This window comes from Streptomyces sp. TRM49041 (genome assembly GCF_008271805.1).
GTDB lineage: Bacteria > Actinomycetota > Actinomycetes > Streptomycetales > Streptomycetaceae > Streptomyces.
On record NZ_VSRY01000144.1, the window covers coordinates 59,769 to 84,777 of the forward strand.

23 protein-coding genes are annotated in these 25,009 nt (G+C 72.3%); 12 read left to right on the plus strand and 11 right to left on the minus strand.

Going from position 1 to position 25,009, the window contains the following annotated elements; genetic code table 11:
* Positions 1 to 20 precede the first annotated feature (20 nt).
* The 6 genes from FVS66_RS19475 to paaA all read right to left on the minus strand — a co-directional run bounded on the left by FVS66_RS19475 (position 21) and on the right by paaA (position 4,882).
* On the minus strand, positions 21 to 1,154 hold the full coding sequence (locus FVS66_RS19475; protein ID WP_149182458.1) for an acyl-CoA dehydrogenase family protein: 1,134 nt from the start codon (positions 1,152 to 1,154) through the stop codon (positions 21 to 23).
* 167 nt (positions 1,155 to 1,321) lie between these two features.
* Positions 1,322 to 2,383, minus strand: coding sequence for a 2Fe-2S iron-sulfur cluster-binding protein (locus FVS66_RS19480; RefSeq protein WP_149182459.1), 1,062 nt, complete (start codon positions 2,381 to 2,383; stop codon positions 1,322 to 1,324).
* Positions 2,384 to 2,878: a 1,2-phenylacetyl-CoA epoxidase subunit PaaD gene (gene paaD / locus FVS66_RS19485; protein ID WP_149182460.1), complete on the minus strand. Its 495-nt coding sequence runs from the start codon at positions 2,876 to 2,878 to the stop codon at positions 2,384 to 2,386.
* Positions 2,872 to 3,612, minus strand: coding sequence for a 1,2-phenylacetyl-CoA epoxidase subunit PaaC (gene paaC / locus FVS66_RS19490; RefSeq protein WP_149182461.1), 741 nt, complete (start codon positions 3,610 to 3,612; stop codon positions 2,872 to 2,874). Before paaC ends, paaD begins: the two co-directional genes overlap by 7 nt.
* Complete coding sequence (gene paaB, locus FVS66_RS19495) at positions 3,609 to 3,896, minus strand: 1,2-phenylacetyl-CoA epoxidase subunit PaaB (RefSeq protein WP_149182462.1); 288 nt, start codon at positions 3,894 to 3,896, stop codon at positions 3,609 to 3,611. Before paaB ends, paaC begins: the two co-directional genes overlap by 4 nt.
* Positions 3,893 to 4,882 carry a 1,2-phenylacetyl-CoA epoxidase subunit PaaA gene (gene paaA / locus FVS66_RS19500; protein WP_149182463.1) on the minus strand — a complete coding sequence of 330 codons (990 nt, stop codon included), beginning with the start codon at positions 4,880 to 4,882 and terminating at the stop codon, positions 3,893 to 3,895. The genes paaB and paaA overlap by 4 nt, the downstream gene beginning before the upstream one ends.
* Positions 4,883 to 4,994: 112 nt before the next feature.
* Between paaA and FVS66_RS19505 the strand changes: the two genes are divergently transcribed.
* From FVS66_RS19505 to FVS66_RS19515, 3 genes are all read left to right on the plus strand, one after another.
* On the plus strand, positions 4,995 to 5,720 hold the full coding sequence (locus tag FVS66_RS19505) for a DUF5819 family protein (protein ID WP_149182464.1): 726 nt from the start codon (positions 4,995 to 4,997) through the stop codon (positions 5,718 to 5,720).
* A gap of 143 nt (positions 5,721 to 5,863) precedes the next feature.
* Complete coding sequence (locus FVS66_RS19510; RefSeq protein ID WP_149182499.1) at positions 5,864 to 7,054, plus strand: HTTM domain-containing protein; 1,191 nt, start codon at positions 5,864 to 5,866, stop codon at positions 7,052 to 7,054.
* The gene (locus tag FVS66_RS19515; RefSeq protein WP_149182465.1) at positions 7,051 to 7,719 is read left to right on the plus strand and encodes a TrmH family RNA methyltransferase; all 669 of its coding nucleotides are present in this window, start codon (positions 7,051 to 7,053) and stop codon (positions 7,717 to 7,719) included. Before FVS66_RS19510 ends, FVS66_RS19515 begins: the two co-directional genes overlap by 4 nt.
* A gap of 55 nt (positions 7,720 to 7,774) precedes the next feature.
* Here FVS66_RS19515 and paaN read toward each other — a convergent pair whose 3' ends face one another.
* On the minus strand, positions 7,775 to 9,469 hold the full coding sequence (gene paaN / locus FVS66_RS19520; RefSeq protein ID WP_149182466.1) for a phenylacetic acid degradation protein PaaN: 1,695 nt from the start codon (positions 9,467 to 9,469) through the stop codon (positions 7,775 to 7,777).
* Between the two features lie 123 nt (positions 9,470 to 9,592).
* Between paaN and FVS66_RS19525 the strand changes: the two genes are divergently transcribed.
* Both FVS66_RS19525 and FVS66_RS19530 read left to right on the plus strand, forming a co-directional pair.
* Positions 9,593 to 11,146 (plus strand): 3-hydroxyacyl-CoA dehydrogenase, encoded by a 1,554-nt coding sequence (locus tag FVS66_RS19525; RefSeq protein ID WP_149182467.1) that lies wholly within the window; start codon positions 9,593 to 9,595, stop codon positions 11,144 to 11,146.
* Positions 11,143 to 11,736, plus strand: a complete 594-nt coding sequence (locus tag FVS66_RS19530) for a TetR/AcrR family transcriptional regulator (protein ID WP_149182468.1) — start codon at positions 11,143 to 11,145, stop codon at positions 11,734 to 11,736. Before FVS66_RS19525 ends, FVS66_RS19530 begins: the two co-directional genes overlap by 4 nt.
* 15 nt (positions 11,737 to 11,751) lie before the next feature.
* Here the strand turns inward: FVS66_RS19530 and FVS66_RS19535 are convergent, their stop codons facing one another.
* Positions 11,752 to 12,264, minus strand: a complete 513-nt coding sequence (locus FVS66_RS19535) for an Lrp/AsnC family transcriptional regulator (protein WP_149182500.1) — start codon at positions 12,262 to 12,264, stop codon at positions 11,752 to 11,754.
* Between the two features lie 197 nt (positions 12,265 to 12,461).
* On the opposite strand from FVS66_RS19535, the gene pdhA reads away from it, so the two are divergent.
* From pdhA to FVS66_RS19570, 7 genes are all read left to right on the plus strand, one after another.
* The gene (gene pdhA / locus FVS66_RS19540) at positions 12,462 to 13,604 is read left to right on the plus strand and encodes a pyruvate dehydrogenase (acetyl-transferring) E1 component subunit alpha (RefSeq protein WP_149182469.1); all 1,143 of its coding nucleotides are present in this window, start codon (positions 12,462 to 12,464) and stop codon (positions 13,602 to 13,604) included.
* On the plus strand, positions 13,601 to 14,605 hold the full coding sequence (locus tag FVS66_RS19545) for an alpha-ketoacid dehydrogenase subunit beta (protein ID WP_149182470.1): 1,005 nt from the start codon (positions 13,601 to 13,603) through the stop codon (positions 14,603 to 14,605). The genes pdhA and FVS66_RS19545 overlap by 4 nt, the downstream gene beginning before the upstream one ends.
* Entirely contained in the window at positions 14,605 to 16,014 is a 1,410-nt protein-coding gene (locus FVS66_RS19550) for a dihydrolipoamide acetyltransferase family protein (protein ID WP_149182471.1), read from the plus strand. The genes FVS66_RS19545 and FVS66_RS19550 overlap by 1 nt, the downstream gene beginning before the upstream one ends.
* An 80-nt stretch (positions 16,015 to 16,094) precedes the next feature.
* Positions 16,095 to 16,937, plus strand: coding sequence for an NTP transferase domain-containing protein (locus FVS66_RS19555; protein WP_149182472.1), 843 nt, complete (start codon positions 16,095 to 16,097; stop codon positions 16,935 to 16,937).
* Positions 16,910 to 18,331 carry a molybdopterin molybdotransferase MoeA gene (locus FVS66_RS19560; protein WP_149182473.1) on the plus strand — a complete coding sequence of 474 codons (1,422 nt, stop codon included), beginning with the start codon at positions 16,910 to 16,912 and terminating at the stop codon, positions 18,329 to 18,331. The genes FVS66_RS19555 and FVS66_RS19560 overlap by 28 nt, the downstream gene beginning before the upstream one ends.
* Positions 18,328 to 19,437 carry a potassium channel family protein gene (locus FVS66_RS19565; RefSeq protein ID WP_149182474.1) on the plus strand — a complete coding sequence of 370 codons (1,110 nt, stop codon included), beginning with the start codon at positions 18,328 to 18,330 and terminating at the stop codon, positions 19,435 to 19,437. The genes FVS66_RS19560 and FVS66_RS19565 overlap by 4 nt, the downstream gene beginning before the upstream one ends.
* Positions 19,438 to 19,456: 19 nt before the next feature.
* Positions 19,457 to 20,437 (plus strand): NAD(P)H-quinone oxidoreductase, encoded by a 981-nt coding sequence (locus FVS66_RS19570; RefSeq protein WP_149182475.1) that lies wholly within the window; start codon positions 19,457 to 19,459, stop codon positions 20,435 to 20,437.
* A 142-nt stretch (positions 20,438 to 20,579) separates the two neighbouring features.
* Here FVS66_RS19570 and FVS66_RS19575 read toward each other — a convergent pair whose 3' ends face one another.
* The 3 genes from FVS66_RS19575 to FVS66_RS19585 all read right to left on the minus strand — a co-directional run bounded on the left by FVS66_RS19575 (position 20,580) and on the right by FVS66_RS19585 (position 24,940).
* Positions 20,580 to 21,128, minus strand: a complete 549-nt coding sequence (locus tag FVS66_RS19575) for a bacterial proteasome activator family protein (RefSeq protein ID WP_149182476.1) — start codon at positions 21,126 to 21,128, stop codon at positions 20,580 to 20,582.
* A 168-nt stretch (positions 21,129 to 21,296) separates the two neighbouring features.
* On the minus strand, positions 21,297 to 24,182 hold the full coding sequence (locus FVS66_RS19580; RefSeq protein WP_149182477.1) for an ABC transporter permease: 2,886 nt from the start codon (positions 24,180 to 24,182) through the stop codon (positions 21,297 to 21,299).
* Positions 24,179 to 24,940, minus strand: coding sequence for an ABC transporter ATP-binding protein (locus tag FVS66_RS19585; RefSeq protein WP_149182478.1), 762 nt, complete (start codon positions 24,938 to 24,940; stop codon positions 24,179 to 24,181). Before FVS66_RS19585 ends, FVS66_RS19580 begins: the two co-directional genes overlap by 4 nt.
* Positions 24,941 to 25,009 lie beyond the last annotated feature (69 nt).

Genomic DNA, 25,009 nt, shown 5'->3' on the forward strand with positions numbered 1-25,009 from the left:
CGGTTCCGTACGCGGGGCGGTCAGCTCAGGGGGTGGGCGGCCAGCAGGTCGCCGAGGGCCTCCTCGTGCGCGGCGGCCGGGCCGAGCGAGAGCTCCAGGTGCTTGGCCCAGGCGTGGTAGCGGTGCAGCGGATAGTCCGTGTCCGCGCCGAAGCCGCCGTGCAGATGCTGTGCCGTCTGGACGACGCGCCGCACGCCCTCCGAGGCCCAGATCTTCGCCACCGCGACATCGGCGGCCGCCGGTAGCGGGCCTCCGGCGCCGGTGCTGAGCCGCCAGGCCGCCTGCCACAGGGTGGCCTCCATGGCCCGCAGGTCGATGTAGCGGTCGGCGGCCTGCACGGCGACCGCCTGGAACGTCGCGATCGGGTGGCCGAACTGGTGCCGCTTCCCGGTGTACTCGCTGGTCATGCTGAGCACGGCGGTGCCCACGCCCAGCGCCAGCGCGCAGGTGCCGGCCGTGAGCAGGGCGCGCAGCCACTCCCAGGCGCCGTCGGCGGTGATCAGCTCGTGCGCGCCGGTCCGTACGGAGTCGAGCCGCAGCTCCGCGAGCAGCTCGCCGTTCGTGGACACCTGGTCTGCCAGAGTCGTACCGTCCCGGTCGCGCGGCACCAGGGCCAGCACGGCGCTCCCGTCGTCCGTGGTGGCCGGTACGGCGATGCGGTCCGCGCCGCATGCCCACGGGACGGCCGTCTGGACACCGTCCAGCAGCCAGCCGTCGCCGTCGCGGCGGGCCGTGACGGCCAGCTCGGCCGGGTCGTGGCCGGTGCGGCCGTTCGCGCCGACGGTGAGCACCAGTTCGCCCCGGCCGACGGCAGGAAGGAGCTCGGTGGCCAGGACCCTGTCGCCGTACCGCTCGACGATCATGGCGACCGCGCTCGTCTCCAGCAGCGGTATCCGGGCCAGCACGCCGGCCGACTCGCGCAGCACCAGACAGAGGGCGATCGGGTCCAGGCCGGCGCCGCCGTGCTCGGGCCCGAGCACCAGACTCAGCAGATCGGCGTCCGCCAGCCGTGCCCACAGCGGCCGGTCGAGGTCCTCCGCCACCGCACCCGGGGTACGCGCCGGGCTGGGCACGCCGTCGGGCGCCACGCCCGAGAAGACCGCCCTGGCGGCCTCGGCCGCCGCCTGCTGCTCCTCGGTGAAGGTGAAGTCCACGGTCGCGCCCTCCAGTTCTTCCCGCTGCCCCGCTGCCCCGCTGCCGGGCAGCGGCGGTCCTGGATGTCTGACGGGGCGTCACCATAGAACAGGTTCTAGTGGAAGGGAATGGCGGGGCGCGCCACGGCCACGGCACAGGCACCGGCCATACGGCCCGCGGGACTCCGTCAGCGGTCGAAGTCGAGCTCAACCTCCGCCGTCATCGGATGCGACTGGCACGCCAGCACATAACCGGACTCCGTCTCCTCGGACTCCAGCGCGTAGTTGCGGTCCATCCGCACCTCGCCGGACACCAGGAACGCCCGGCACGTGCCGCAGACGCCGCCCTTGCATGCGTACGGTGCGTCCGACCTGCTGCGCAGCACGGTCTCCAGCAGCGACTCGCCCTCCTGCACCGGCCACGACCCGGAACGGCCGTCCAGCGTCGCGGTCAGCGTGGCGTGCGCCGCCTCACCCGGCAACGGCCGGCGGGCCGTCGACGAGCCGTCGTCCACATGGAAGATCTCCTGGTGGATGTGGTTCCGTCGGACGCCAAGCCCCTGCAGCGCCCGCTCGGCGCCTTGAACCAGCCCGAACGGCCCGCACAGGAACCAGCCGTCCACATCGTCCACCGCCAGCAGCACGGGAAGCAGCCCGGTCAGCCGCTCCTCGTCCAGCCGCCCGGACGGCAGCCCCGTCTGCTGCTCCTCCCGGGACAGCACCGTGACCAGTTGGAAGCGGTCCGGGTAGCGGTCCTTGAGGTCCGCCACCTCGTCCAGGAACATCGTCGAGGCGGCCGTGCGGTCGCTCCGTATGAGGCAGAAGCGCGACTCCGGCTCCCGGGCCAGCAGCGTGGCCGCGATCGACAGAACCGGCGTGATCCCGCTACCGCCGACGATCGCCGCGAAGTGACCGGGCCGCGGCGCCAGGACGAACCGGCCCATCGGCTCCATGACCTCGACGGTGTCCCCGACCGCGAGCTCCTTCAGGGCGTACGTCGAGAACTCGCCGCCGTCCACCAGCCGGATGCCCACTCGCAGCACCGTGTCCTCGCCGGGCGCGGCAGCGGGTGAGCAGATCGAGTACGTACGGCGGATCTCCTCGCCCCCCGTGGACATCCGGCGCATCGCCAGGTGCTGGCCGGGGGTATGGCGGAACGCCTCGCGCAGCTCGGGTGGGACGGCGAAGGTGACGGCCACCGAGTCGTCTGTGAGCCGCTCGACCTCGCTCACCCGGAGCGGATGGAACATCTACAACTCCTTGAAGTGGTCGAAGGGTTCGCGGCAGGTGACGCAGCGGCGCAGCGACTTGCACGCGGTCGACGAGAACCTGCTCAGCAGCTCGGTGTCGGTCGAGCCGCAGTGCGGGCAGCGGATGGCGAGGGTCAGCGGCACCGGGCCGTCCGTCCCCTGCCGGCGCGGCGGGGCAATGCCGAACTCGCTGAGCTTGCGCCGTCCTTCGTCGCTGATGTCGTCGGTGGACCAGGCGGGGGAGAGTACCGTGACGACGGACACCTCGGGTATGCCGTGGTCGTGGAGGACCTGCTCTATGTCGGAGGACATCGCCTCGATGGCCGGGCAGCCGGTGTAGGTGGGGGTCAGCTCGACCTTCACCTTGCCGGGGGAGAGGACACGCACGCCCCGCAGTACGCCGAGCTCCTCCAGGGTGAGCGCCGGCAGCTCGGGGTCGGGGACAGAACCGGCCAGGCGGCTCAGCTCCTCCTCGAGCGGCGTCATGGTCACCATGACGCCCCCGGGTGGCTGCGGTGAAGATGCTGCATCTCGGCGAGCATCCGTCCGAACGACTCGGTGTGCACACCCTGCCGACCCGCACCCGCGCTCCACGGGGTCTCCCGCCGCCCCTCGGGCACGGAGAGGGCCGCCCGGCCCAGCACCGCCGACACCGATGCCAGCCAGTCGGCCTCCAGCTCCCGCCAGTCGACATCGACGCCCTCGACCGGCTGGAACAGCTCGCCGGTGAAGCGCCACAGAGCGTCGCATGCCCGCTGCATCCGGTCGTGGCTCTCCGGCGTGCCGTCGCCGAGCCGCAGCGTCCACTGCTCGGCGTGGTCCTGGTGGTAGGCGACCTCCTTGACCGCCTTCGCGGCGAGCGCCTTCAGCGTGTCCTGCTGCTCGTCGCCCGCGCGCGACTCGGCAGCCGCGAGCCGGCCGTACAGCAGTCGCTGGTAGGTGGAGAAGTACAACTGACGGGCGATGGTGTGGGCGAAGTCGCCGTTCGGCTGCTCGACGAGCTGTGCGTTGCGGAAGGCCCGTTCCTCCCGGAGGAAGGCGAGCTCGTCCTCGTCGCCGGCGAGGGAGAGCAGCACCCTTGCCTGTCCGAGCAGATCCAGCGCGATGTTGGCGAGGGCGACCTCCTCCTCCAGCACGGGTGCGTGGCCCGCCCACTCCCCCAGACGGTGGGACAGCACCAGCGCGTCGTCTCCGAGGGCGAGGGCCGCGGTGTTCAGGGAGGTAGTCACAGGTGCTGCACTCCCTCGGGGATCTCGTAGAAGGTCGGGTGCCGGTACGGCTTGTCGGCGGACGGCTCGAAGAAGGGGTCCTTCTCGTCGGGCGACGACGCGGTGATCGCGGCCGAGGGCACTACCCAGATGGAGACGCCTTCGTTGCGCCGCGTGTACAGGTCGCGGGCATTGCGCAGGGCCATCTCCGCGTCCGGGGCGTGCAGGCTTCCCGCGTGGGAGTGGGACAGCCCGCGGCGCGAGCGCACGAACACCTCCCACAGCGGCCAGTCGCTGGTGGTCATGCCGTCGCCTCCCCGGTCTCCCCGGACTCGTCGCCCTTGATCCGATCGTTCTGCTTCGCGGCGTACGCGGCCGCCGCCTCCCTGACCCAGGCTCCCTCGTCATGGGCCCGGCGGCGCTGGGTGATCCGCTGTTCGTTGCAGGGCCCGTTGCCCTTGAGGACCTCGCGGAACTCGGCCCAGTCGATCGCGCCGAAGTCGTGGTGGCCCCGCTCCTCGTTCCACCGCAGGTCGGGGTCGGGGAGGGTGAGGCGCAGGGACTCCGCCTGCGGGACGCAGATATCGACGAAGCGCTGGCGCAGCTCGTCGTTGGAGTGGCGCTTGATCTTCCAGGCCATGGACTGCGCGGAGTGCGCCGACTCGTCGTCGGGCGGGCCGAACATCATCAGGGACGGCCACCACCAGCGGTTCACGGCGTCCTGTGCCATCTCGTGCTGGGCCGGTGTGCCGCGGGAGAGGGCGAGCAGCGCCTCGTAGCCCTGGCGCTGGTGGAACGACTCCTCCTTGCAGATGCGGACCATCGCGCGGGCGTACGGGCCATAGGAGCAGCGGCAAAGCGGCACCTGGTTGGTGATCGCGGCGCCATCCACGAGCCAGCCGATCGCGCCGACGTCGGCCCAGGTCAGGGTGGGGTAGTTGAAGATCGACGAATACTTCTGGCGCCCCGAGTGGAGCTTGTCCAGCAGCTCGTCCCGGCCGGTGCCGAGCGTCTCGGCGGCGCTGTACAGATACAGGCCGTGCCCCGCCTCGTCCTGCACCTTGGCCATCAGGATGGCCTTGCGGCGCAGCGAGGGCGCGCGCGTGATCCAGTTCGCCTCGGGCTGCATGCCGATGATCTCGGAGTGGGCGTGCTGGGCGATCTGGCGGACCAGCGTCGCGCGGTACGCGTCCGGCATCCAGTCACGCGGTTCGATGCGCTCGTCAGCGGCGACAGCGGCATCGAACACCGCCTCGTACGCCTCCTGCGAGTCCGCAGTCACTGCCGTCATCGGGCCCCCTACCGACCGATCGTTCGGTTGAATGACTTCAATGGTGAGTCGGCGGCCCGTATGGTGTCAACCCTGTGGATAACTGCGGTGGAGCGACGCGGATCGGGGCGGGATGGAGTCGTACGACGAGCAGCGCGGACGCGCTGGGCACGCTGTCGGCGGCCGGAGTCCCGATCCGGCCGGGATAACGGCACTCTCCCTCCCGTATCAGGCCGCCGCCGCTGTCGCGCTCGCGGCGATCGGATTCGTCGCCTGCTTCCATCTGGCCATGGTCTTTCTCCATGTCGCACCTTCGAACACGCTGACGAAGGAGCACGGCAGAGCGGTCGACGACTGGGTCATGCCGGAGTTCGAGCAGAACTGGAAGCTCTTCGCCCCCAACCCGCTCCAGCAGAACATCGCGGTCCAGGTCCGCGCCGAGGTCGTCGATGCCGGCGAGCGCCGGGTCACGCCGTGGATCGACCTGTCCGCCGAGGACGGTGCGGCGATCCGCGGCAACCCCTTCCCCAGTCATGTGCAGCAGAACGAGCTGCGCCGTGCCTGGGACTTCTACGTGAACCAGCACGGCAACGACGACGAGGGCAACGGCCTGCGCGCCGGGCTCTCCGAGCGCTACATCCGGCGCATCGCCCTGATGCGGCTGGAGCGCCACGACCTGGGCGGGAAGATCGAGCGGATACAGATGCGCTCCTCGACCACGGGCGTGAAAGCCCCGCCGTGGAGCGACGAGAAGATCGACGCGCGGCCATACCACCGGCTGCTGCCGTGGTGGACCGTGACCGCCGCCGACCTGGCGGGCGGCGTGACCGGCGGCCGCACGGGGGAGGAGGCCAGGTGAACCCGAGCAGCGTTCCCCCGCAGGCCGGGCCGCCCGGCGAGTCCCCCGGCGAACCCTCCCTCACCCCCCTCACGCCCTCGGCGCTGCCCGCACCCCTGGCGGCGACCGCGCCCCCCGCGGCCACCGCGCCGCCTGCCCCGCCCGTGTCCCCCGCGCCGTTCGCGGACCGCCGCGTCGCACGGGCGATCCAGCGGGTCACCGGGACCGTCCTCGGCCCGTATCAGACCGCAGTCGTCCGCATCGGCTTCGCCGCGACCTGGCTCTTCTTCCTCCTTCGTGAGTTCCCGCACCGCCATGAGCTGTACGGGCCGCAGGGGCCGTGGGGCTGGGGCATGGCCCGCCAGCTGATCGCGGACAACCACTCCTTCACCGTCCTGATGTGGTCCGACTCCACGCTCTGGTTCGAGATCGTGTACGCGGTCGCCGTGCTGTCCAGCGCGCTGCTGCTGGTCGGCTGGCGTACCCGCGCCACATCGGTGCTCTTCATGGTGGGCGTGCTGTCGCTGCAGAATCGCTCCGTCTTCATGGGCGACGGCGGCGACAACGTCATCCACCTCATGGCGCTCTACCTGGTCTTCACACGCTGCGGACATGTCTGGTCGCTGGACGCCCGCCGCCGGTCCCGCCGCCCCGCTCCGGCCGTCGATCCGGCCGGTGCGGCACTCTGGGTGGTCCTGGGGTTCGCCCTCGTGGCGGTGGTGCTCTTCCGCGACAGGACCGGCGAGCCGTGGATGTTCGTGCTGCTGTGGCTGCTCTGGCTGGCGCAGGGCGTGTGGTGGCTGGTGTGCCGCTTCGCACCCGGCGAGCCGCGCGTTCTGCTCGATGTCGTCGCGAACCTGCTGCACAACGCCGCCCTGGCGGTGATCATGGCGGAGGTGTGCCTGATCTACGCGACGGCCGGCTGGTACAAGATCCAGGGCTCGCGCTGGCAGGACGGCACCGCGCTGTACTACCCGCTGAAGCTGGACTACTTCACCCCGTGGCCCGCGCTGTCGGATCTCCTGGCGGGCGGCGGGGTGATGGTCATGCTCATCACCTACGCCACGGTCATCGTCCAGGTGGCCTTCCCGTTCACGCTCTTCAACCGGCGGGTCAAGAACGTGCTGCTGGCGGCGATGATGCTGGAGCACGCGGGCATCGCGCTCCTGCTCGGCCTGCCGTTCTTCTCCCTGGCGATGATCGCCGCGGACGCCGTCTTCCTGCCGACCGTCTTCCTGCTGTGGCTGGAGGCCCGGGCGCGGTGGGCCGGGGAACGGGTGCGCCCTGGTGGGACAGCCGGCCACGAGAAGCAGCCGGCACCGGAGGACCGGACTCGCCGTACCCTCGTCGGGTGAGCAGCGAGACCCCCACGAACACCCCCCTCCAGTACGACGACGGCTACGGCCCCGAGGTCGGTGTCGGACCGCACCCCCTGCCGTGGCCGCAGGACGAGCGGTACGACCCCGAGCTGCTCGCGGACGGGGACCGGCGCAACGTCGTCGACGGCTACCGCTACTGGAGGCGCGAGGCGATCGTCGCCGACCTGGACACCCGCCGCCATGACTTCCATGTGGCGGTGGAGAACTGGGGCCATGACTTCAACATCGGCTCGGTCGTCCGCACCGCCAACGCGTTCCTGGCGAAAGAGATCCACATCGTCGGGCGGCGGCGCTGGAACCGGCGCGGCGCCATGGTCACCGACCGGTACCAGCATGTGCGCCACCACCCCGACACCGAGTCGCTGACGGCGTGGGCCGACGACCAGGACGTGCCGATCATCGGTATCGACAACCTGCCGGGCGCGGTGCCGCTGGAGCGCACCGTGCTGCCCCGCCGCTGTGTGCTGCTGTTCGGGCAGGAGGGTCCCGGCCTCACCGAGGAGGCCCGTAAGCACGCCCGGATGGTCTGCTCGATCGCCCAGTTCGGCTCCACCCGCTCCATCAACGCCGGAGCGGCCGCGGCGATCGCCATGCACGCCTGGATCCAGCGGTACGCGGAGATCGCCGAACCTCCCGCCTAGGAGGCGTCGGCCCGGCACCGGGGACACCCCCCAGGCCGGGCCGGAAGCCACCGGGTCACGCCGGGCGGCGGACCTCCACCACCCGGAAGCGGTTCGCGACGAAGGCGCTGTCGCACAGGGCCGCGTTCGCGGCCGGGTTGCCGCCGGAGCCGTGGAAGTCGGAGAACGCCGCCGTCTGGTTCACATAGACGCCGCCCGTCAGGTTCAGCGAGAGCTGCGCCGACTCCTCCAGGCAGACCTCCTCGACCGCGCGCTCCACATCCGCCGAAGTCGTGTAGGCGCCGACCGTCATGGCGCCCTTCTCGCGCACCGTGCGGCGCAGCAGATCCAGGGCGTCGGTGGTCGAGTCGACGGATACGGCGAACGCGACGGGGCCGAAGCACTCCGACATATACGCCGCTTCCGCGTCCGGCTTGGAGCCGTCGAGCTTGACCAGGACCGGGGTACGCACGACGGCGTCCGGGAAGTCCGGGTTCGCGATCTCGCGGGAGGCCAGCGCCACCTCGCCGAGACCGGCCGCCGCCTCCAGGCGGGCCTTCACATCCGGGTTGACCAGCGCACCCAGCAGCGCGTTCGCCCGCGTGTCGTCGCCCAGCAGGCCGTCCACGGCGGCCGCGAGGTCGGCGACCACCTCGTCGTACGACTTGGGTCCGGCGTCCGTGGTGATGCCGTCGCGCGGGATCAGCAGGTTCTGCGGCGTCGTGCACATCTGTCCGCTGTACAGGGACAGTGAGAACGCCAGGTTGGACAGCATGCCCTTGTAGTCGTCGGTCGAGTCGACGACGACCGTGTTGACGCCGGCCTTCTCGGTGTACACCTGTGCCTGGCGGGCGTTGGTCTCCAGCCAGTCGCCGAACGACGTCGAGCCGGTGTAGTCGATGATCCGGATCTCGGGGCGGACTGCCAGCGTCTTGGCGATGCCCTCGCCGGGCCGCTCGGCGGCCAGTGCCACCAGGTTCGGGTCGAAGCCCGCCTCGGCCAGCACGTCGCGCGCGATCCGCACGGTCAGGGCGAGCGGGAGGACGGCGCGTGGGTGCGGCTTGACCAGCACCGCGTTGCCCGTCGCCAGGGAGGCGAACAGGCCCGGGTAGCCGTTCCACGTCGGGAACGTGTTGCAGCCGATCAGCAGGGCGACGCCGCGGCCGGCCGGGGTGAACGTCTTGCGCAGCTCCAGCGGGTCCCGCTTGCCCTGCGGCTTGGACCACTCGGCGTCCTGCGGCGTGCGGGTCTGCTCCGCGTACGCGTACGCCACCGCCTCCATGCCACGGTCCTGAGCGTGCGGGCCGCCCGCCTGGAACGCCATCATGAACGCCTGCCCGCTGGTGTGCATCACCGCGTGTGCGAACTCGTGCGTACGGGCGCTGATCCGCGCCAGGATCTCCAGGCAGACCAGGGCGCGCGTCTCCGGCCCCGCGTCCCGCCAGGTCCCCAGGCCCGCGCGCATGGCCGGCAGCAGCACGTCCATGTCGACGTGCGGATACTCCACGCCCAGCGCCGGCCCGTACGGGGAGATCTCACCGCCCGTCCAGCCGTCCGTGCCCGGCTGGTCCAGCTCGAGACGGGAGCCGAGCGTGGCCTTGTGGGCGGCGAGACCGTCGGCGGCGCTCAGTGAGCCGTTCTCGCCGTACGCCTTCGGGTGCTCAGGGTGAGGGGACCAGTAGGCGCGCGTACGGATCGCCTCCAGCGCCTGGTCGAGTGTGGGCCGGTGCCTCTCGGCCAGTTTGTCGGTGGTCAGCTGCGCGGCGGCCATGAGGGACCAACTCCTCGGTGAGCTGGGCAGGGACAGGCGAACAGAGCTAGAGTAACCGAACGATCGGTCGGGACAAGGGGGTCTCTCGGACATGTGGAAAACGCATCGGGGAGGATCACTGACATGACCGACACAGAGGCCAGGGCATCACTGGCGGCTCGCGGCGCCGTCGAACGCGGCAGCACCGTCGCCGTCGTCGGCACGGGCACCATGGGCCAGGGCATCGCCCAGGTCGCCCTGGTCGCCGGCCACCCCGTACGCCTCTACGACGCCGCACCCGGGCGCGCCGCGCAGGCGGCCGAGAGCATCGCGGGCCGACTCGACCGGCTGGTCGCCAAGGGGCGACTGACCCAGGACGAGCGGGACGCGGCCGCCGCGCGGCTCCACCCGGCAGTGAGCCTCGACGAGCTCGCCGACGCCGTGCTCGTCATCGAGGCGATCGTGGAGCGGCTCACGGTGAAGCAGGAACTGTTCGCCGCCCTCGAGGACATCGTCGACGACGACTGCCTGCTCGCCACCAACACCTCCTCACTCTCCGTCACCGCCATCGCCGGAGCGCTCCGCTCCCCGGGGCGCTTCGTCGGCATGCACTTCTTCAACCCGGCGCCGCTGCTGCCGCTCGTCGAGGTCGTCAGCGGCTTCGCGACCGACATCGCGTCCGCCACACGCGCGTACGAGACGGCCCGCGGCTGGGGTAAGACGCCGGTCGCCTGCGCCGACACCCCGGGCTTCATCGTCAACCGCATCGCCCGCCCGTTCTACGCGGAGGCGTTCGCGGTCCACGAGGAGCAGGCGGCCGACTCAGCGACCATCGACGCCGTCCTGCGCGAGTCCGGCGGCTTCCGCATGGGCGCGTTCGAGCTGACGGACCTCATCGGCCAGGACGTCAACGAAGCCGTCACCCACTCCGTGTGGGAGGCGTTCTTCCAGGACCCCCGGTTCCGGCCCTCGCTGTCCCAGCGCCGACTCGTCGAGGCGGGGATGCTGGGCCGCAAGTCCGGCCGCGGCTGGTACACGTACGACGACGAGGGCGGGCACCGCCCCGAGCCGAACACCGCCGAGCCCGCCGAGCCGCCCGCGTACCTGGTCGTGGAGGGTGACCTCTTCCCGTTCGGCGAGTTGCTCGGCATGATCCGCGAGGCCGGGATCAGCCTGCGCGAGGAGGGGGACGACAACGGTTCCCGGCTGCAGCTGCCCACAGGCGGCCAGCTGGCGCCCGCCGACGGCCAGACCTCCGTCGAGTTCCGCGACGTCGTCTACTTCGACCTGGCCTTCGACTACCGCAAGGCGACCCGTGTCGCGCTGGCCGCCGGGCCCGACACATCACCGGAGACCCTCAGCCAGTCGATCGGACTCTTCCAGGCCCTCGGCAAGAAGGTCAGCGTCATCGGCGACGTACCAGGCATGATCGTCGCCCGGACCGTGGCGAGAATCATCGACCTCGCGCACGAGGCAGTCGCCAAGGGCGTCGCCACCGAGGAGGACATCGACACCGCTATGCGGCTCGGCGTGAACTATCCTCTCGGGCCCGTCGAGTGGAGCCGGAAGCTCGGCAAGAACTGGGCGTACAGCATCCTTGAGGAACTCCACGAGCGCGACCCCTCCGGACGGTACGCGCCCTCGCTGGCCCTGTACCGCCACTCCTATGCCGACGACAAGCGGGAGGCCGGACAGTGACCACCGTGAGGCGCGACACCTACACTCCCGAGACGCTGCTCTCGGTGGCCGTCCAGGTGTTCAACGAGCGTGGCTACGACGGCACGTCCATGGAGCACCTCTCCAAGGCCGCCGGGATCTCGAAGTCCTCGATCTACCACCACGTGGCGGGCAAGGAGGAGCTGCTGCGGCGCGCGGTCAGCCGCGCACTGGACGGGCTGTTCGCCGTACTGGACGAGGCGCCCGCCTCGCGCGGCCGGGCGATCGAACGCGTGGAGTACGTGACCCGGCGCACCGTCGAGGTGCTGATGGCCGAGCTGCCCTACGTGACGCTGCTGCTGAGGGTGCGCGGCAACACGCGGACCGAGCGCTGGGCCCTGGAGCGGCGCCGCGAGTTCGACCACCGCGTCGCCGACCTGATGAAGGCGGCGGCCGCCGAGGGGGATCTCCGCGCCGACGTGGACATAAAGCTCGCGACCCGGCTGCTCTTCGGCATGGTCAACTCGCTCGTCGAGTGGTATCGGCCACAGCCCGGCGACGGCGCCGACCGCCAGCAGCTGGTGGACACGGTCGTCCACATGGCCTTCGACGGCCTGCGCACCAGCCACTGAGGCGCGCGGCGGCCGCTACAGCTCGTCCGCCGTCAGTCTGCGGTCGAGGTCCGTCTCCTCGAACACCAGCAGCGTGCGGGTCGACAGCACCTCCGGGATCGCCTGGAGCTTGGTCAGGACCAGCTCCCGGAGGCTGCGGTTGTCCGGTGTGTGCACCAGTAGCAGCACATCGAAGTCCCCGCTGACCAGGGCGATGTGCGCGGCGCCCGGCAGGGCCTGCAGTTGCTCGCGGACGGTGCGCCACGAGTTCTGCACGATCTTGAGCGTGATGTACGCCGACGCGCCCTGCCCGGCTCGCTCGTGGTTGACGCGAGCGCTGAAGCCGCGGATCACCCCGTCGTCGATGAGCCGGTTGATCCGTGCGTACGCGTTGGCCCGCGACACATGGACCCGCTCGGCCACCGACCGTATCGACGCACGACCATCCGTCTGGAGGATCCGCAGGATGTCTCGGTCGATGGCGTCGAGCGGGCGCGGCGGCAGAGCCCCGTCAGCGCCTTGTGGCGCTTGCTCCCAGCCGTCGGCCATTTGTTCAGCTGCCATGTCCCCCCACCTCTCTTCCGTGGACGACCTGCCTCTATCCCAGGCTGTGGAGAACCGTTTGTCCACAGGCTGAGGTCGCCTGTAGCCAAATTGGCTCCACGACCGAACAATCGGTAGGTGAGGCGCGCCACATCCGCGCCGCCCCTCGGGTCTTATGCCCACTCCCACGAGGAGGTGCTGTCATGACGGTCCAAGAGCTGCCCGGCGCGGCCTCTTATCGGCCCACCCCGCCCCCGGCGTGGAAGCCGCGCACCGACCCCGCGCCGCTGCTCCCGGACCCCGAGCCCTACCGGGTGCTCGGTACGGACGCCGCGGCCGGATTCGCCCCCGCCGTACTGCGCAGGCTCTACGCCGAGCTGGTGCGGGGCCGCCGCTACAACGCGCAGGCGACCGCGCTCACCAAGCAGGGCCGACTGGCGGTCTATCCGTCCAGCACCGGCCAGGAGGCCTGCGAGGTGGCCGCCGCGCTCGTGCTCGAGGACCGGGACTGGCTCTTCCCGTCGTACCGCGACACCCTGGCCGCCGTGGCTCGCGGACTCGACCCCGTGCAGGCGCTGACCCTGCTCCGGGGCGACTGGCACACCGGCTACGACCCGCGTGAACACCGCATCGCCCCCCTGTGTACCCCGCTCGCCACACAGCTCCCGCACGCGGTGGGTCTGGCGCACGCCGCCCGCCTCAAAGGTGACGACGTCGTGGCGCTGGCCATGGTCGGCGACGGCGGCACCAGCGAGGGCGACTTCCACGAGGCGCTGAACTTCGCGGCCGTGTGGCAGGCGCCGGTCGTCTTCCTCGTGCAGAACAACGGCTTCGCGATCTCCGTGCCGCTCGCCAAGCAGACCGCAGCCCCCTCGCTCGCCCACAAGGCCGTCGGTTACGGCATGCCGGGCCGGCTCGTCGACGGAAACGACGCGGCGGCGGTCCACCAGGTGCTCTCCGAGGCGGTGGCCCGCGCCCGGCGCGGCGGCGGCCCGACCCTCGTCGAGGCTGTGACGTACCGGATCGAGGCCCACACCAACGCCGACGACGCGACCCGGTACCGCGGCGAGGGCGAGGTCGAGGCGTGGCGCCGGCACGACCCGATCCAGCTCCTGGAGCGGGAGCTGACGGAGCGAGAACTGATCGACGAGGACGGCATCCGTGAGGCGGCCGAGGAGGCCGAGGTCATGGCCGCGCGGCTGCGGGAGCGGATGAACGCGGACGCCGAGCTGGACCCGATGGACCTGTTCGCCCATGTCTTCGCGGAGCAGACACCGCAGCTCCAGGAGCAGGCCGCGCAGCTGAGGGCGGAGCTGGCCGCCGAGGCGGAAGGTGACGTGCGATGACCACCGTGGCAGCCAAGCCCGCCACCATGGCGCAGGCCCTCCAGCGGGCCATGCGCGACGCGATGGCCGAAGACCCGTCCGTGCACGTCATGGGCGAGGACGTCGGCACGCTGGGCGGGGTCTTCCGGGTCACCGACGGGCTCACGAAGGAGTTCGGCGAGGACCGGTGCACGGACACCCCGCTCGCCGAGGCCGGCATCCTCGGCACCGCTGTCGGCATGGCGATGTACGGGCTGCGGCCGGTCGTGGAGATGCAGTTCGACGCGTTCGCCTACCCCGCCTTCGAACAGCTCATCAGCCATGTGGCGCGGATGCGGAACCGGACCCGGGGCGCCATGCCGCTGCCGCTCGTCGTCCGGGTGCCGTACGGCGGCGGGATCGGCGGCGTCGAGCACCACAGCGACTCGTCCGAGGCGTACTACATGGCGACCCCGGGACTCCATGTCGTCACGCCCGCGACGGTCGCCGACGCGTACGGGCTGCTCCGCGCGGCCATCGCCTCCGACGACCCGGTCGTCTTCCTGGAGCCGAAGCGGCTCTACTGGTCCAAGGCCGACTGGTCGCCCGAGGCCCCGGCGGCGGTCGAGCCGATAGGCCGCGCCGTGGTGCGGCGCACCGGACGCAGTGCCACGCTGATCACATACGGCCCCTCCGTCCCGGTCTGCATGGAGGCGGCCGAGGCGGCACAGGCCGAGGGCTGGGACCTCGAGGTCGTCGACCTGCGGTCGCTGGTGCCGTTCGACGACGAGACGGTCTGCGCGTCGGTACGGCGCACGGGGCGCGCGGTCGTCGTCCACGAGTCCACCGGCTTCGCCGGGCCGGGTGCGGAGATCGCCGCGCGGGTCACCGAACGGTGCTTCCACCACCTGGAGGCGCCGGTGCTGCGGGTTGCCGGGTTCGACATCCCGTACCCGCCGCCGATGCTGGAACGGCACCATCTGCCGGGCGTCGACCGGGTCCTGGACGCGGTCGCCCGGCTCCAGTGGGAGGCGCAGAGCTGATGGCGCAAGTGCTCGAGTTCAAGCTGCCGGACCTCGGGGAGGGCCTCACCGAGGCCGAGATCGTGCGGTGGCTCGTCGCCGTCGGGGACGTCGTGGCCGTCGACCAGCCGGTCGTGGAGGTCGAGACGGCCAAGGCCATGGTCGAGGTGCCGTGCCCGTACGGCGGAGTGGTCACCGCCCGCTTCGGCGAGGAGGGACAGGAGCTGCCGGTCGGCGCGCCACTGATCACCGTCGCGGTGGGCGCGTCGGAGGCCGCACCGGGTGGTGCTGCCGGTTCCGCGGCCGCTGCCGGGGAGACCGCCGGGGCGGCGTCCGCGGACGCCTCCAAGGGCGGCGCCGAGGAGGGCTCCGGGAACGTGCTCGTGGGCTACGGGACCAGTGCCGCGGCCGCCCGGCGGCGGCGTGTCCGCACGGGCGCACCCGTCGCCGCGGCGGCGCCCAGGTCCGCCGCCGTGACCGCACAGCCCTCACCGGCGCCCGCTCCCGCGCAGGCGCCCGCTCCCGATGCCGCGGCGCCCGCCGAGGGTCCCGTGCCGGTGATATCGCCGCTCGTGCGAAAGCTGGCCCGGGAGCGCGGTATCGATCTGCGGCAGCTGCGGGGCTCCGGGCGCGACGGGCTGATCCTGCGCGCGGACGTCGAGCGCGCCTCGGCCGCCCCGGCCCAGGTGCCCGCTGCCGCGCAGGCCGCCCCGGCCGTCGCCGGGACGGCGGGGCCGGCCGTCGGGGAGCGGGTGCCGCTGCGCGGCGTGCGTGGTGCGGTCGCGGACAAGCTGACCCGCAGCCGCCAGGAGATACCCGACGCGACGTGCTGGGTGGACGCCGACGCGACGGAGCTCATGGCGGCGCGTGCCGCGATGAACGCCGCCGGCGGGCCGAAGATCTCCCTGCTGGCGCTCCTGGCCCGGGTCTGCACGGCCGCCCTCGCCCGGTACCCGGAGCTCAACTCCCGGGTGGACCTGGAGGCGCGGGAGATCGTACGGCTGCCCGAGGTGCACCTCGGCTTCGCCGCCCAGACGGACCGGGGCCTGGTCGTGCCCGTCGTCCGCGACGCGCACTCACGCTCCGCCGAGTCCCTCACGGCGGAGTTCGCCCGGCTGACGGAGTCGGCGCGCACCGGCTCGCTCTCCCCGGCGGACCTCACGGGCGGGACGTTCACGCTGAACAACTACGGCGTGTTCGGTGTCGACGGCTCCACGCCGATCATCAACCACCCCGAGGCGGCCATGCTCGGCGTCGGGCGGATCGTCCCCAAGCCGTGGGTCCACGAAGGCGAACTGGCGGTCCGGCGGGTGGTCCAGCTGTCGCTCACCTTCGACCACCGCGTGTGCGACGGCGGCACGGCGGGCGGGTTCCTGCGGTACGTGGCCGACTGCGTCGAGCACCCGTCGGTCCTCCTGCGCACGCTGTAGCGCCAGGCCCCGGCCCTCTTCCCCGGGCCGGGGCCGGGGGCCCTTCCCGCTCCGGAGGGAGCGGCGACCATACTGGGCGCGTGACCCGTTTTGACGCCGTCGTACTGGCCGGAGGCGCCGCGAGGCGACTCGGTGGCGCCGACAAGCCCGCCCTGAGCGTGGGCGGGCGCGCACTGCTCGACCGGGTGCTGGACGCGTGCCGTGACGCCGGACGGGCCGTGGTCGTGGGTGGCCGGCGACCGACCGTCCGGCCCGTCGTCTGGGCGCGGGAGGAGCCGCCCGGCGGAGGACCGCTCGCCGCTCTCGCCGCCGGGATACGGCATGTCGACGCCGACGCGGTCGTGGTGCTCGGCGGTGATCTGCCGTTTGTGGACAGGTCGGCCGTGCGGCAGCTCGTCGACACCCTCACGGCCGGGAGTTCCGAGGCAGCGCTGGCCGTGGACGCCGACGGCCGTGACCAACCGCTCGTCGCCGCCTACCGGACCGAGCCGCTGCGCCGTGAGATCGCGCTCCTCGCCACCGAGCACGGCCGTCTCTCCGGGTTGCCCCTGCGTCTGCTGACGCAGGAACTGGACCTCGCCCGGGTCCCCGCCCAGCCGCTCGCCGCGTTCGACTGCGACACCTGGGAGGATCTTGCCGCGGCCCGGGCCCGCATCAGGGAGCATGGGAACGTGCTGGACGAATGGATCACCGCGGTCAAGGCAGAACTCGGCATCGAGCTGGACGTCGACACCGGCGTACTGCTCGACCTGGCCCGCGACGCGGCCCACGGCGTCGCCCGGCCGGCCGCGCCGCTGACCACCTTCCTCGTGGGGTACGCGGCCGCCAAGGCGGAGGACGACGGGCCCGAGGCGGTCGCGGAGGCCGCGCGCAAGGCCGCCGCGCTCGCCGACCGATGGGCGAAAGAGGCCGACGCCGGATGACCGACCCGGACGTCGACGGAGTCGACGAAGCCCTCGCCCTCGTCGGCAGGCCGCAGGCCCGCCCCTCCCTGCCGCACCCGCCGGGCCACCGCGAGACGGCCTGGGCCCAGGCCCGGGCCATCGCCGCCCGCGCCGGCCGGACCGCCTCCGCGCCCACCCGCCGCGTCCCGCTGGACGCGGCCCTGGGCGGCGTCCTCGCCGAGCCGCTCACCGCGCTCACCGATCTGCCGTCGTTCGACACCTCGGCCATGGACGGCTGGGCCGTCGCCGGGCCGGGGCCCTGGGAGATCCGCCCGGGCGACTCGGTCCTGGCCGGACACGGAGCGGTTCCCGCCCTGCCCGACGGCACCGCGGTACGCATCGCGACCGGCGCACGCGTCCCGGCCGACACCTCCGCCGTCATCCGCACCGAACACGCCCGCACCGAGCCCGCCCGCGGCGCCCGTACGGAGGAGAGCGGCGGCCATCTGTACGCGCGCCGCGAGGTGGTCCCCGGCCAGGACATCCGGCCACGCGGCCAGGAGTGCCGCACGGGCGACCGGCTGCTCCCGGCCGCCACCGTCGTCACCCCCGCCGTCCTGGGCCTGGCCGCCGCCGCCGGATACGACGAGCTGGTCACCGTGGACCGCCCCCGCGTCGAGGTCCTGGTCCTCGGCGACGAACTGCTCCCCTCCGGAGTCCCCCACGACGGGCTCATCAGGGACGCGCTCGGCCCCATGCTCGGCCCCTGGCTGCGCGCGCTCGGCGCCGACGTCCTCGCCGTCCGACGTGTCGGGGACGACGCCGACGCGCTCCACGCGGCGGTCACCGGCACCGAGGCCGACCTGGTCATCACCACCGGAGGCACCGCGTCCGGGCCGGTCGACCACGTCCACCCCGTCCTCCGCAGGGCGGGCGCCGAACTCCTGGTGGACGGCGTGCGGGTACGCCCCGGCCATCCGATGCTGCTGGCCCGCCTGGACGCCGCCACCACCACCGCCACCACCGCTACCCCCGCCACCACCGCCCCCGGCACACACCGGCACCTCGTCGGACTGCCCGGCAACCCCCTGGCGGCCGTCTCCGGGCTGCTCACCCTCGCCGAGCCACTGCTGCGCGGCCTCGCCGGGCGCAGGCCTCCGGAGCCGTACCTCGCACCCGTGCGCGACGACGTGCACGGCCATCCGCACGACACCCGCCTCGTCCCGGTCGTCCACCGCGCCGGGCGGGCCGTGCCCCTGCACTACACCGGCCCCGCCATGCTGCGCGGGCTGGCCGCGGCCGACGGGCTCGCCGTCATCCCGCCCGGCGGCGCCCGGCCGGGCGACGAACTGGAGATCCTCGACCTGCCCTGGACCGCTTCCGCCTCGGCCCCCGGTCCCGCCCCGGCGGCCCCCGGCGGGTGTTTCACGTGAAACCTTCCAGCCGGGACACCAAGCGCTATCAAGGGGGCGAGCAGCCGGCCACGGGCCGAGTGAAGCTGCCCCGCCCGATCGTCGAGTATCCGCTGCGGCAGGTGGTGAAGCGACTGTTGCTCGCCGGGCTCGTGCTGGCGGCGACTGTGCTGATCGTCCTGATCGACCGGGACGGCTACAGAGACGGCCTCGACGGGGACGTCAGCCTGCTCGACGCCGTCTACTACGCGACCGTGACGCTCTCGACCACCGGCTACGGCGACATCGTCCCGGTCACCGATACCGCCCGGCTGATCAATGTGCTGGTCGTGACGCCGCTGCGCGTAATGTTCCTGATCATCCTGGTGGGCACCACTCTCGAGGTGCTCGCCGAGCGCACCCGTGAGGAGTGGCGCCAGAAACGTTGGAGGTCCGTCTTGCGAGACCACACCGTCGTCGTCGGCTTCGGGACCAAGGGCCGCTCCGCGCTGGCGACGCTGCGGGCCACCGGGCTGAAGCAGGAACGGGTCGTGGTCGTCGACCCGAGCAGTCAGGTGATCGACGCCGCCAACGCCGACGGGCTCGTCGGGGTGGTCGGCGACGGTACCCGCAGCGATGTGCTGCTCCGTGCCGAGGTGCAGAGGGCCCGCCAGATCATCGTCGCCACACAGCGCGACGACACGGCGGTGCTGGTCACGCTCACCGCCCGGCAGCTCAACAGGGGCGCGAACATCGTCGCCGCGGTACGCGAGGAGGAGAACGCGCCGCTGCTGCGCCAGTCCGGCGCGGACGCCGTGATCACAAGCGCGAGCGCCGCGGGACGGCTGCTGGCGCTGTCCGTGCTGAGCCCCAGCGCGGGCACGGTGCTGGAGGGCCTGATCGAGCAGGGCACCGGGCTCGACATCGTGGAACGGCCGGTGACCAAGGCGGAGGCCGGCAGGGGCGTACGCGATACGGACGACCTCGTGGTGAGCGTGCTGAGGGGCCACCGGCTGATCGGCTACGACGATGCCGAGGCGAGCCCGCTCCAGCTGACCGACCGGGTCATCACCATCGTGCGGGCGGGGAACGGGGCGCAGAACAGACAGAAGAGCGGACCGAAGAGTGGTTCCTCGCAGGGCAGGTAGCCGGAGTAGCCTCGCGCCCATGCATGCGATCACGATTCCGGAACCCGGTGGCCCCGAGGCGCTCGTCTGGTCCGAGGTGCCCGATCCCGTGCCCGGCGACGGTGAGGTACTCGTCGACGTGGCGGCGAGCGCCGTCAACCGCGCCGACCTGCTCCAGCGGCGGGGCTTCTACGACCCTCCGCCCGGCGCTTCCCCGTACCCGGGCCTCGAATGCTCGGGGCGCGTCGCCGCGATCGGCCCGGGCGTCTCCGGGTGGGCCGTCGGAGACGAGGTGTGCGCCCTGCTGGCGGGCGGCGGATACGCCGAGAAGGTCGCGGTCCCGGCCGGGCAGTTGCTGCCCGTCCCGGAGGGCGTGGACCTGGTCACGGCCGCCGCTCTGCCCGAAGTCACCGCCACCGTCTGGTCGAACGTCTTCACGGCGGCTCATCTGCGCCCCGGCGAGACCCTGTTGGTCCACGGCGGCGCGAGCGGCATCGGCACGATGGCGATCCAGCTGGGCAAGGCCGTAGGCGCGCGGGTCGCGGTGACGGCGGGCAGCCCGGAGAAGCTGGCGCGGTGCGCGGAACTCGGCGCCGACATCCTGATCGACTACCGCGAGCAGGACTTCGTCGACGAGCTGCGCAAGGCGACGGACGGGGTCGGCGCGGACGTCATCCTCGACATCATGGGTGCCAAGTACCTGGAACGGAACGTACGGGCCCTCGCGGTCAACGGCCGACTGGCGGTCATCGGTCTCCAGGGCGGTGTCAAGGGCGAGTTGGACCTGGGGGCGCTGCTGCGCAAGCGCGCCACGGTGACGGCGACCTCGCTGCGGCAGCGGCCGCACGACGAGAAGGCGGCCATCGTCGCCGCCGTACGGGAGCACGTCTGGCCGCTGATCGGGGCGGGGACCGTCCGCCCCGTGGTGGACCGCACGTTCCCGATGGCGGAGGCGGCGGAGGCCCACCGGACGCTGGAGGAGAGCACCCACGTCGGCAAGGTCCTGCTGACCACCCCTTGACCGGTACGCCTTGACCGGTACGCCCTGACTGGTACGCCCTGACCGGTATGGCAGTGGCGCTGACCGAAACGGCGACGGCCCGGCACACCAGGCGGGTGTGCCGGGCCGCGTGCGGCGGACAACCTGCCGCGCGATACGTCCGTTACAGGTACGGGCCGCCCGTACGGGCCGCGCCGCGCCCCGGCTCGTCCTCCTCCTCGGAGGCCAGGCCGGGGGGAAGCGCGCGGCGCATCTGCTCCAGCTGGGCGCGGGCCGCCATCTGCTGGGCGAACAGCGCCGTCTGGATGCCGTGGAAGAGGCCCTCCAGCCATCCCACCAACTGGGCCTGTGCGATCCGCAGTTCCGCCTCCGAAGGCACCGCCTCGTCGGTGAACGGAAGCGACAGCCGTTCGAGTTCCTCGACGAGTTCGGGTGCGAGACCCTCCTCCAGCTCCTTCACCGAACTGTGGTGGATCTCCTTCAGCCGTACCCGGCTCGCTTCGTCCAGAGGTGCCGCCCGCACTTCCTCCAGCAGCTGCTTGATCATGCTGCCGATCCGCATGACCTTCGCGGGCTGCTCGACCATCTCCGTCACCGGCACCTCGCGCGACGCTTCGTCACCGTCGCCGCCACCGCCGAGCGCCATACCGTCCTGCCCGACGATGAGGACCTGCGGGCTCTCCTGCGACCGTTCATTCCTCGGCATCTCCATGCCGCCATTCTCTCGTACAGATGCGTCACCACACGGTGTGCCCCCGTGCGAAGGTGATCCACCCTCGCGCGGGGGCACAACCCGCTCTCGAACCCGCTTACGGTCGCGCTCACGAAGGCGCTCACGAAAGCGCGTGGACCTCGGCCGCGACCTCGCCCGCGTGCCGCTCTACGCGGCGGCGCGGCGGGCCACCGCCCGGCGCGACCGGGTGAGCAGGGCGGCGAGGAGCGCGGCGCCCAGCGGCACGGCGATCAGCAGGGCGCCGAGGGTCTCCCAGGGGACGACGACCGGCACGTGCGGCAGCTGGCCGACACCCGCCCAGCCGTCGTCGCGGGCCTCCTCGTACCACTTCAGGGCTTCGCGGCGCTCGGTCAGCCGTAGCCCGATCGCGGGCAGGACTCCCGCCGCCGAGCCGAGCACCACGCCCATCACGGCCACCACCCCGCACTGGAAGCCGCTGAGCGTACGGCGGACCCGGGGCGGCGCCCCGACGGCGGCCAGCGTCTTGAGGTCCGCCTCCGCGTCGGCCTGCGCCAGTCCGGTGGCGATCCCGGCCGCGCCGATCGTGATCAGACCGGCGAACACGGTGAGCGCGAGCAGCACGATGCTGTTCTTGCTGACGTAGCCCTCCTCGATGTGCAGATAGACGTTGCTGCCGACCTTGGCCAGCTCGTCGTCGAGCTTCTGCCGCTGCTCACTGCTGGGCAGGTGGTCGGTCGAGTAGTAGGAGCCGACAGGCACGGTCGAGAGTCCCGCGGCCTTGGCGGCGGCCGGGCTCAGAACGCCGCCGACACCGTAGGAGCGGGTGCCGTCCGGGGCCTGGTACGCCGTGAGCGTCTTCACCTCACCGGGCGGGTCCTGGCCCTTCTCGGCGGCGAGATCGGCCTTCTCGACGTCGGTGATCAGCCGGATGGAGATCTTGCCGGCCTCGTCGACCTGAGGCTTCCGGAAGGAGACGACGCTGCCCGTGGCGAGCGCCTTCTCCGCGGCGGGGTCGTCGATCCCGAGCACCTTCAGCAGCTTCTCGTCACCGATCAGGAGACCGTCCTCGGTGGGGACGTAGCCGTGCCCCCCCTCGGACGTGCAGCGCCAGTCGTCGGCGAGCTTGCGGCGCTCCTCCTTCGAGAACCTCTCCGCAGGGTCGGAGCCGTCCTCGGTGAATCCCCAGAGCGGGCACTCGTTGGCCTTGGGGATGACGATCTCGGACCGGCCGCAGCCCTCGGCGTTCTCCCACAGGCGGCAGCTCGGCTTGCCGACGCTGATCCGCGCCACGTCGGCCCGCGCCTCGACGGGTATGTGCTTCTGCACGGCCTCGCGGACGGCGGGGACGTCCCGGGCGCTGCCCTCCTCGGTGAGCAGGGTGGACACCGCGCCGTACGGGAGCCTGGCCTCGTACGCCGCCCGCTGCTGGGCGTCCGCGCTCGCAGCGTAGGTGGCGACGGCGACCGTGCCCGCGACGGCCGCCAGGACCGCGGCCACGGCGGGCGCCGTACGGCCGCGGTTGCGGACGGCGTCGCGCAGCGCCAGCCGGGGTGACAGCGGCAACCAGCGGCCGGCCCGCCCGAACAGCCCGACCAGCATCGGCGTCATCGCGACGACACCCAGCTCGGCGAGGGCGCTGCCGCCCGCGACGATGATGAACTGGTCGGAGAACAGCGACCCGTACAGCGCGATCGCGGCGCCGATCGCTGTGGCCACCAGGCCGATGACGGGCAGGACGCGGTTGCTCCCGCGCACGCCGCGGCGGCCGGTCAGCGAGGCCAGCACGGTCTCGCGGGACGCGGTGACCGCGGGGACGATCGCGGCCAGCAGGCCGGTCAGCACGGCCAGCAGGCCGATGCCGAGCAGTTCCAGCGGGCGGATGTCGAAGGCCCCGAAGCGCCGGCCCAGCGTGTCCTCCAGCACCGGCTGGAGGAGGAAGGTCAGGACCAGGCCGAGCAGCGTGCCGACGGCGGCGGCGGCGACACCGATCACCAGACCGCCTGCGAGGACGATCGACCGGATATGGCGGCGGTTGCCGCCGTTCGCGCCGACGAGACCGAGCTGGCGGCGCGACCGGCGGGCGCCGACGGCGAACGCGGGGCCGGCCAGCAGGCAGATCTCCAGCATCGCGAGACCGACGATGGTCGACGCGGCGATCAGCGCCTCTTTCCGGGCGTTCGAGCTGTCCGCGTAGGAGCCCCAGCCCTCGTGCTGGTAGAGCGGTACGTCCGAGTCGGCGGGCGGGTCGATGAGGACCGCGCGCGAGATGACGCTGACGCCCTTGGCGTTGGCCTCCTTGACCATGTTCCACGTGAAACCGGCCGCCTCCGGACCGGCGCCGGAACCCTTCAGCTTCACGAGGTGGGTCGTCGAGACGTCCAAGGCAGGCAGGCCGGACTTCTCGAGACCCTTGGCGAGCGGCGCCAGGAACGCCCCGGGCAGCGCGTTGACCTGTGTGGCCTCGAGTTCGTCGGGGAGCTCGTACGAGCCGACGATCCGGTACTCGCGCTCCAGCCCGCGCGCGGCGAGCGTCGCGCCCATCTTCAGTCCGCTGACCTCCAGGAAGCGGGACGAGACGGCGACCTCGTCCTCCTTCTGCGGAAAGCGGCCGGCCAGGAGCGTCATCACGCCCTGTGCGACGGGGTCGGCGGCCTTCAGCTCGCGGATCTCCGTGTGGAGCAGCCCGTGGGCGGTGCGCAGTTTTCCGTGGCCGCTGGAGTCCTCCAGGACGGTGGCGCCGGCCGGGAAGGCCTTCCGGATGTCGGCCGAGCCCTCGGGAAACTGACCGGAGATTTCCTTCGCCGGGCTGGACATCGCACCGTCCGGGGACTGGTGGACGGCCACGCCGCCGTATCCGGGGTCGGACATCCGTGCGTCGGCGGCCCCGAGGAGGCGGGTCGCCCGCTCCTGCGGGGACAGCTCGGCGCTGCGCAGTGTCAGGTCGGCGGCGCTCACGCCGAGGATGGGCAGCGCGATCATCGCGAGGACGAGGAAGCTGCGGCCCTTGGAGCGCCAGGCGTCGCGGCGGGCGATCCGCACCGCGGCGCGCCACGAGTGGAACCAGTTGTTCACCGCTCGCCCGCCTGGCCCGAGAGCAGGGACTCCGCGTCGGTGCGCACGGTCTGGTCGACGACCGCGCCGTCGCGGAGGAAGACCACGCGGTCGGCCCAGGCGGCGAACCGCGGCTCGTGGGTGACCAGGACCCCGGCGGCGCCGGCGTCGCAGCGGGCGCGGAGCAGGGCGAGTACGGACTCACCGGTCTCGGAGTCCAGGGCGCCGGTCGGCTCGTCGGCGAGGACGAGGCGCCGGTCGCCGACCAGGGCGCGGGCGATGGCGACGCGCTGCTGCTGGCCGCCGGACATCTCGTCGGGGAACCGGTCGGAGAGGTGGCCGAGGCCCATCTCCTCCAGCGCCGCGATGGCCTCGCCGCGCCCCTTGCGGGCGGATATGCCGTCCAGCTCTCGGGGCAGGGCGACGTTCTCGGCGGCGGTGAGGGCCGGGATCAGGTTGTAGTCCTGGAAGACATAGCCGATGCTGCGGCGGCGCAGCGCGGCGAGGGTCTTGCGGTCGGCGGTGGTGATGTCGGTGTTCTCGACGATCACGCGGCCGGATGTGGGGGTGTCGAGGCCGCCCGCGATGGTGAGGAGCGTGGACTTGCCCGAGCCGGACGGGCCCATGACGGCGACCAGCTCGCCCGGGAAGACGTCGAGGTCGATACCGCGCAGGGCGTGCACCTCGGTGGCTCCGGTGCCATGGACACGGGTCAGCTGCTGAAGTTGCAGGACGGGCTGACGTGACGTGAGTGACGGTTGTGGCGTCGGTGATGACATGGAAAGGTCCCCCCTTTGCGTACGCGCGCATCAGTGAGGCTGCTCGCGCACGGAGCGGTGGTTGTTCGG

What these genes read in the sequence shown, in the direction of transcription:
- FVS66_RS19480 (WP_149182459.1), bottom strand. Translation starts at nt 2,383, where the DNA reads ATGTTCCATCCGCTCCGGGTGAGCGAGGTCGAGCGGCTCACAGACGAC.
- paaD (WP_149182460.1), bottom strand. Translation starts at nt 2,878, where the DNA reads ATGGTGACCATGACGCCGCTCGAGGAGGAGCTGAGCCGCCTGGCCGGT.
- paaB (WP_149182462.1), bottom strand. Translation starts at nt 3,896, where the DNA reads ATGACCACCAGCGACTGGCCGCTGTGGGAGGTGTTCGTGCGCTCGCGC.
- paaA (WP_149182463.1), bottom strand. Translation starts at nt 4,882, where the DNA reads ATGACGGCAGTGACTGCGGACTCGCAGGAGGCGTACGAGGCGGTGTTC.
- FVS66_RS19505 (WP_149182464.1), top strand. Translation starts at nt 4,995, where the DNA reads ATGGAGTCGTACGACGAGCAGCGCGGACGCGCTGGGCACGCTGTCGGC.
- paaN (WP_149182466.1), bottom strand. Translation starts at nt 9,469, where the DNA reads ATGGCCGCCGCGCAGCTGACCACCGACAAACTGGCCGAGAGGCACCGG.
- FVS66_RS19525 (WP_149182467.1), top strand. Translation starts at nt 9,593, where the DNA reads ATGACCGACACAGAGGCCAGGGCATCACTGGCGGCTCGCGGCGCCGTC.
- FVS66_RS19535 (WP_149182500.1), bottom strand. Translation starts at nt 12,264, where the DNA reads ATGGCCGACGGCTGGGAGCAAGCGCCACAAGGCGCTGACGGGGCTCTG.
- pdhA (WP_149182469.1), top strand. Translation starts at nt 12,462, where the DNA reads ATGACGGTCCAAGAGCTGCCCGGCGCGGCCTCTTATCGGCCCACCCCG.
- FVS66_RS19545 (WP_149182470.1), top strand. Translation starts at nt 13,601, where the DNA reads ATGACCACCGTGGCAGCCAAGCCCGCCACCATGGCGCAGGCCCTCCAG.
- FVS66_RS19550 (WP_149182471.1), top strand. Translation starts at nt 14,605, where the DNA reads ATGGCGCAAGTGCTCGAGTTCAAGCTGCCGGACCTCGGGGAGGGCCTC.
- FVS66_RS19560 (WP_149182473.1), top strand. Translation starts at nt 16,910, where the DNA reads ATGGGCGAAAGAGGCCGACGCCGGATGACCGACCCGGACGTCGACGGA.
- FVS66_RS19570 (WP_149182475.1), top strand. Translation starts at nt 19,457, where the DNA reads ATGCATGCGATCACGATTCCGGAACCCGGTGGCCCCGAGGCGCTCGTC.
- FVS66_RS19575 (WP_149182476.1), bottom strand. Translation starts at nt 21,128, where the DNA reads ATGGAGATGCCGAGGAATGAACGGTCGCAGGAGAGCCCGCAGGTCCTC.
- FVS66_RS19585 (WP_149182478.1), bottom strand. Translation starts at nt 24,940, where the DNA reads ATGTCATCACCGACGCCACAACCGTCACTCACGTCACGTCAGCCCGTC.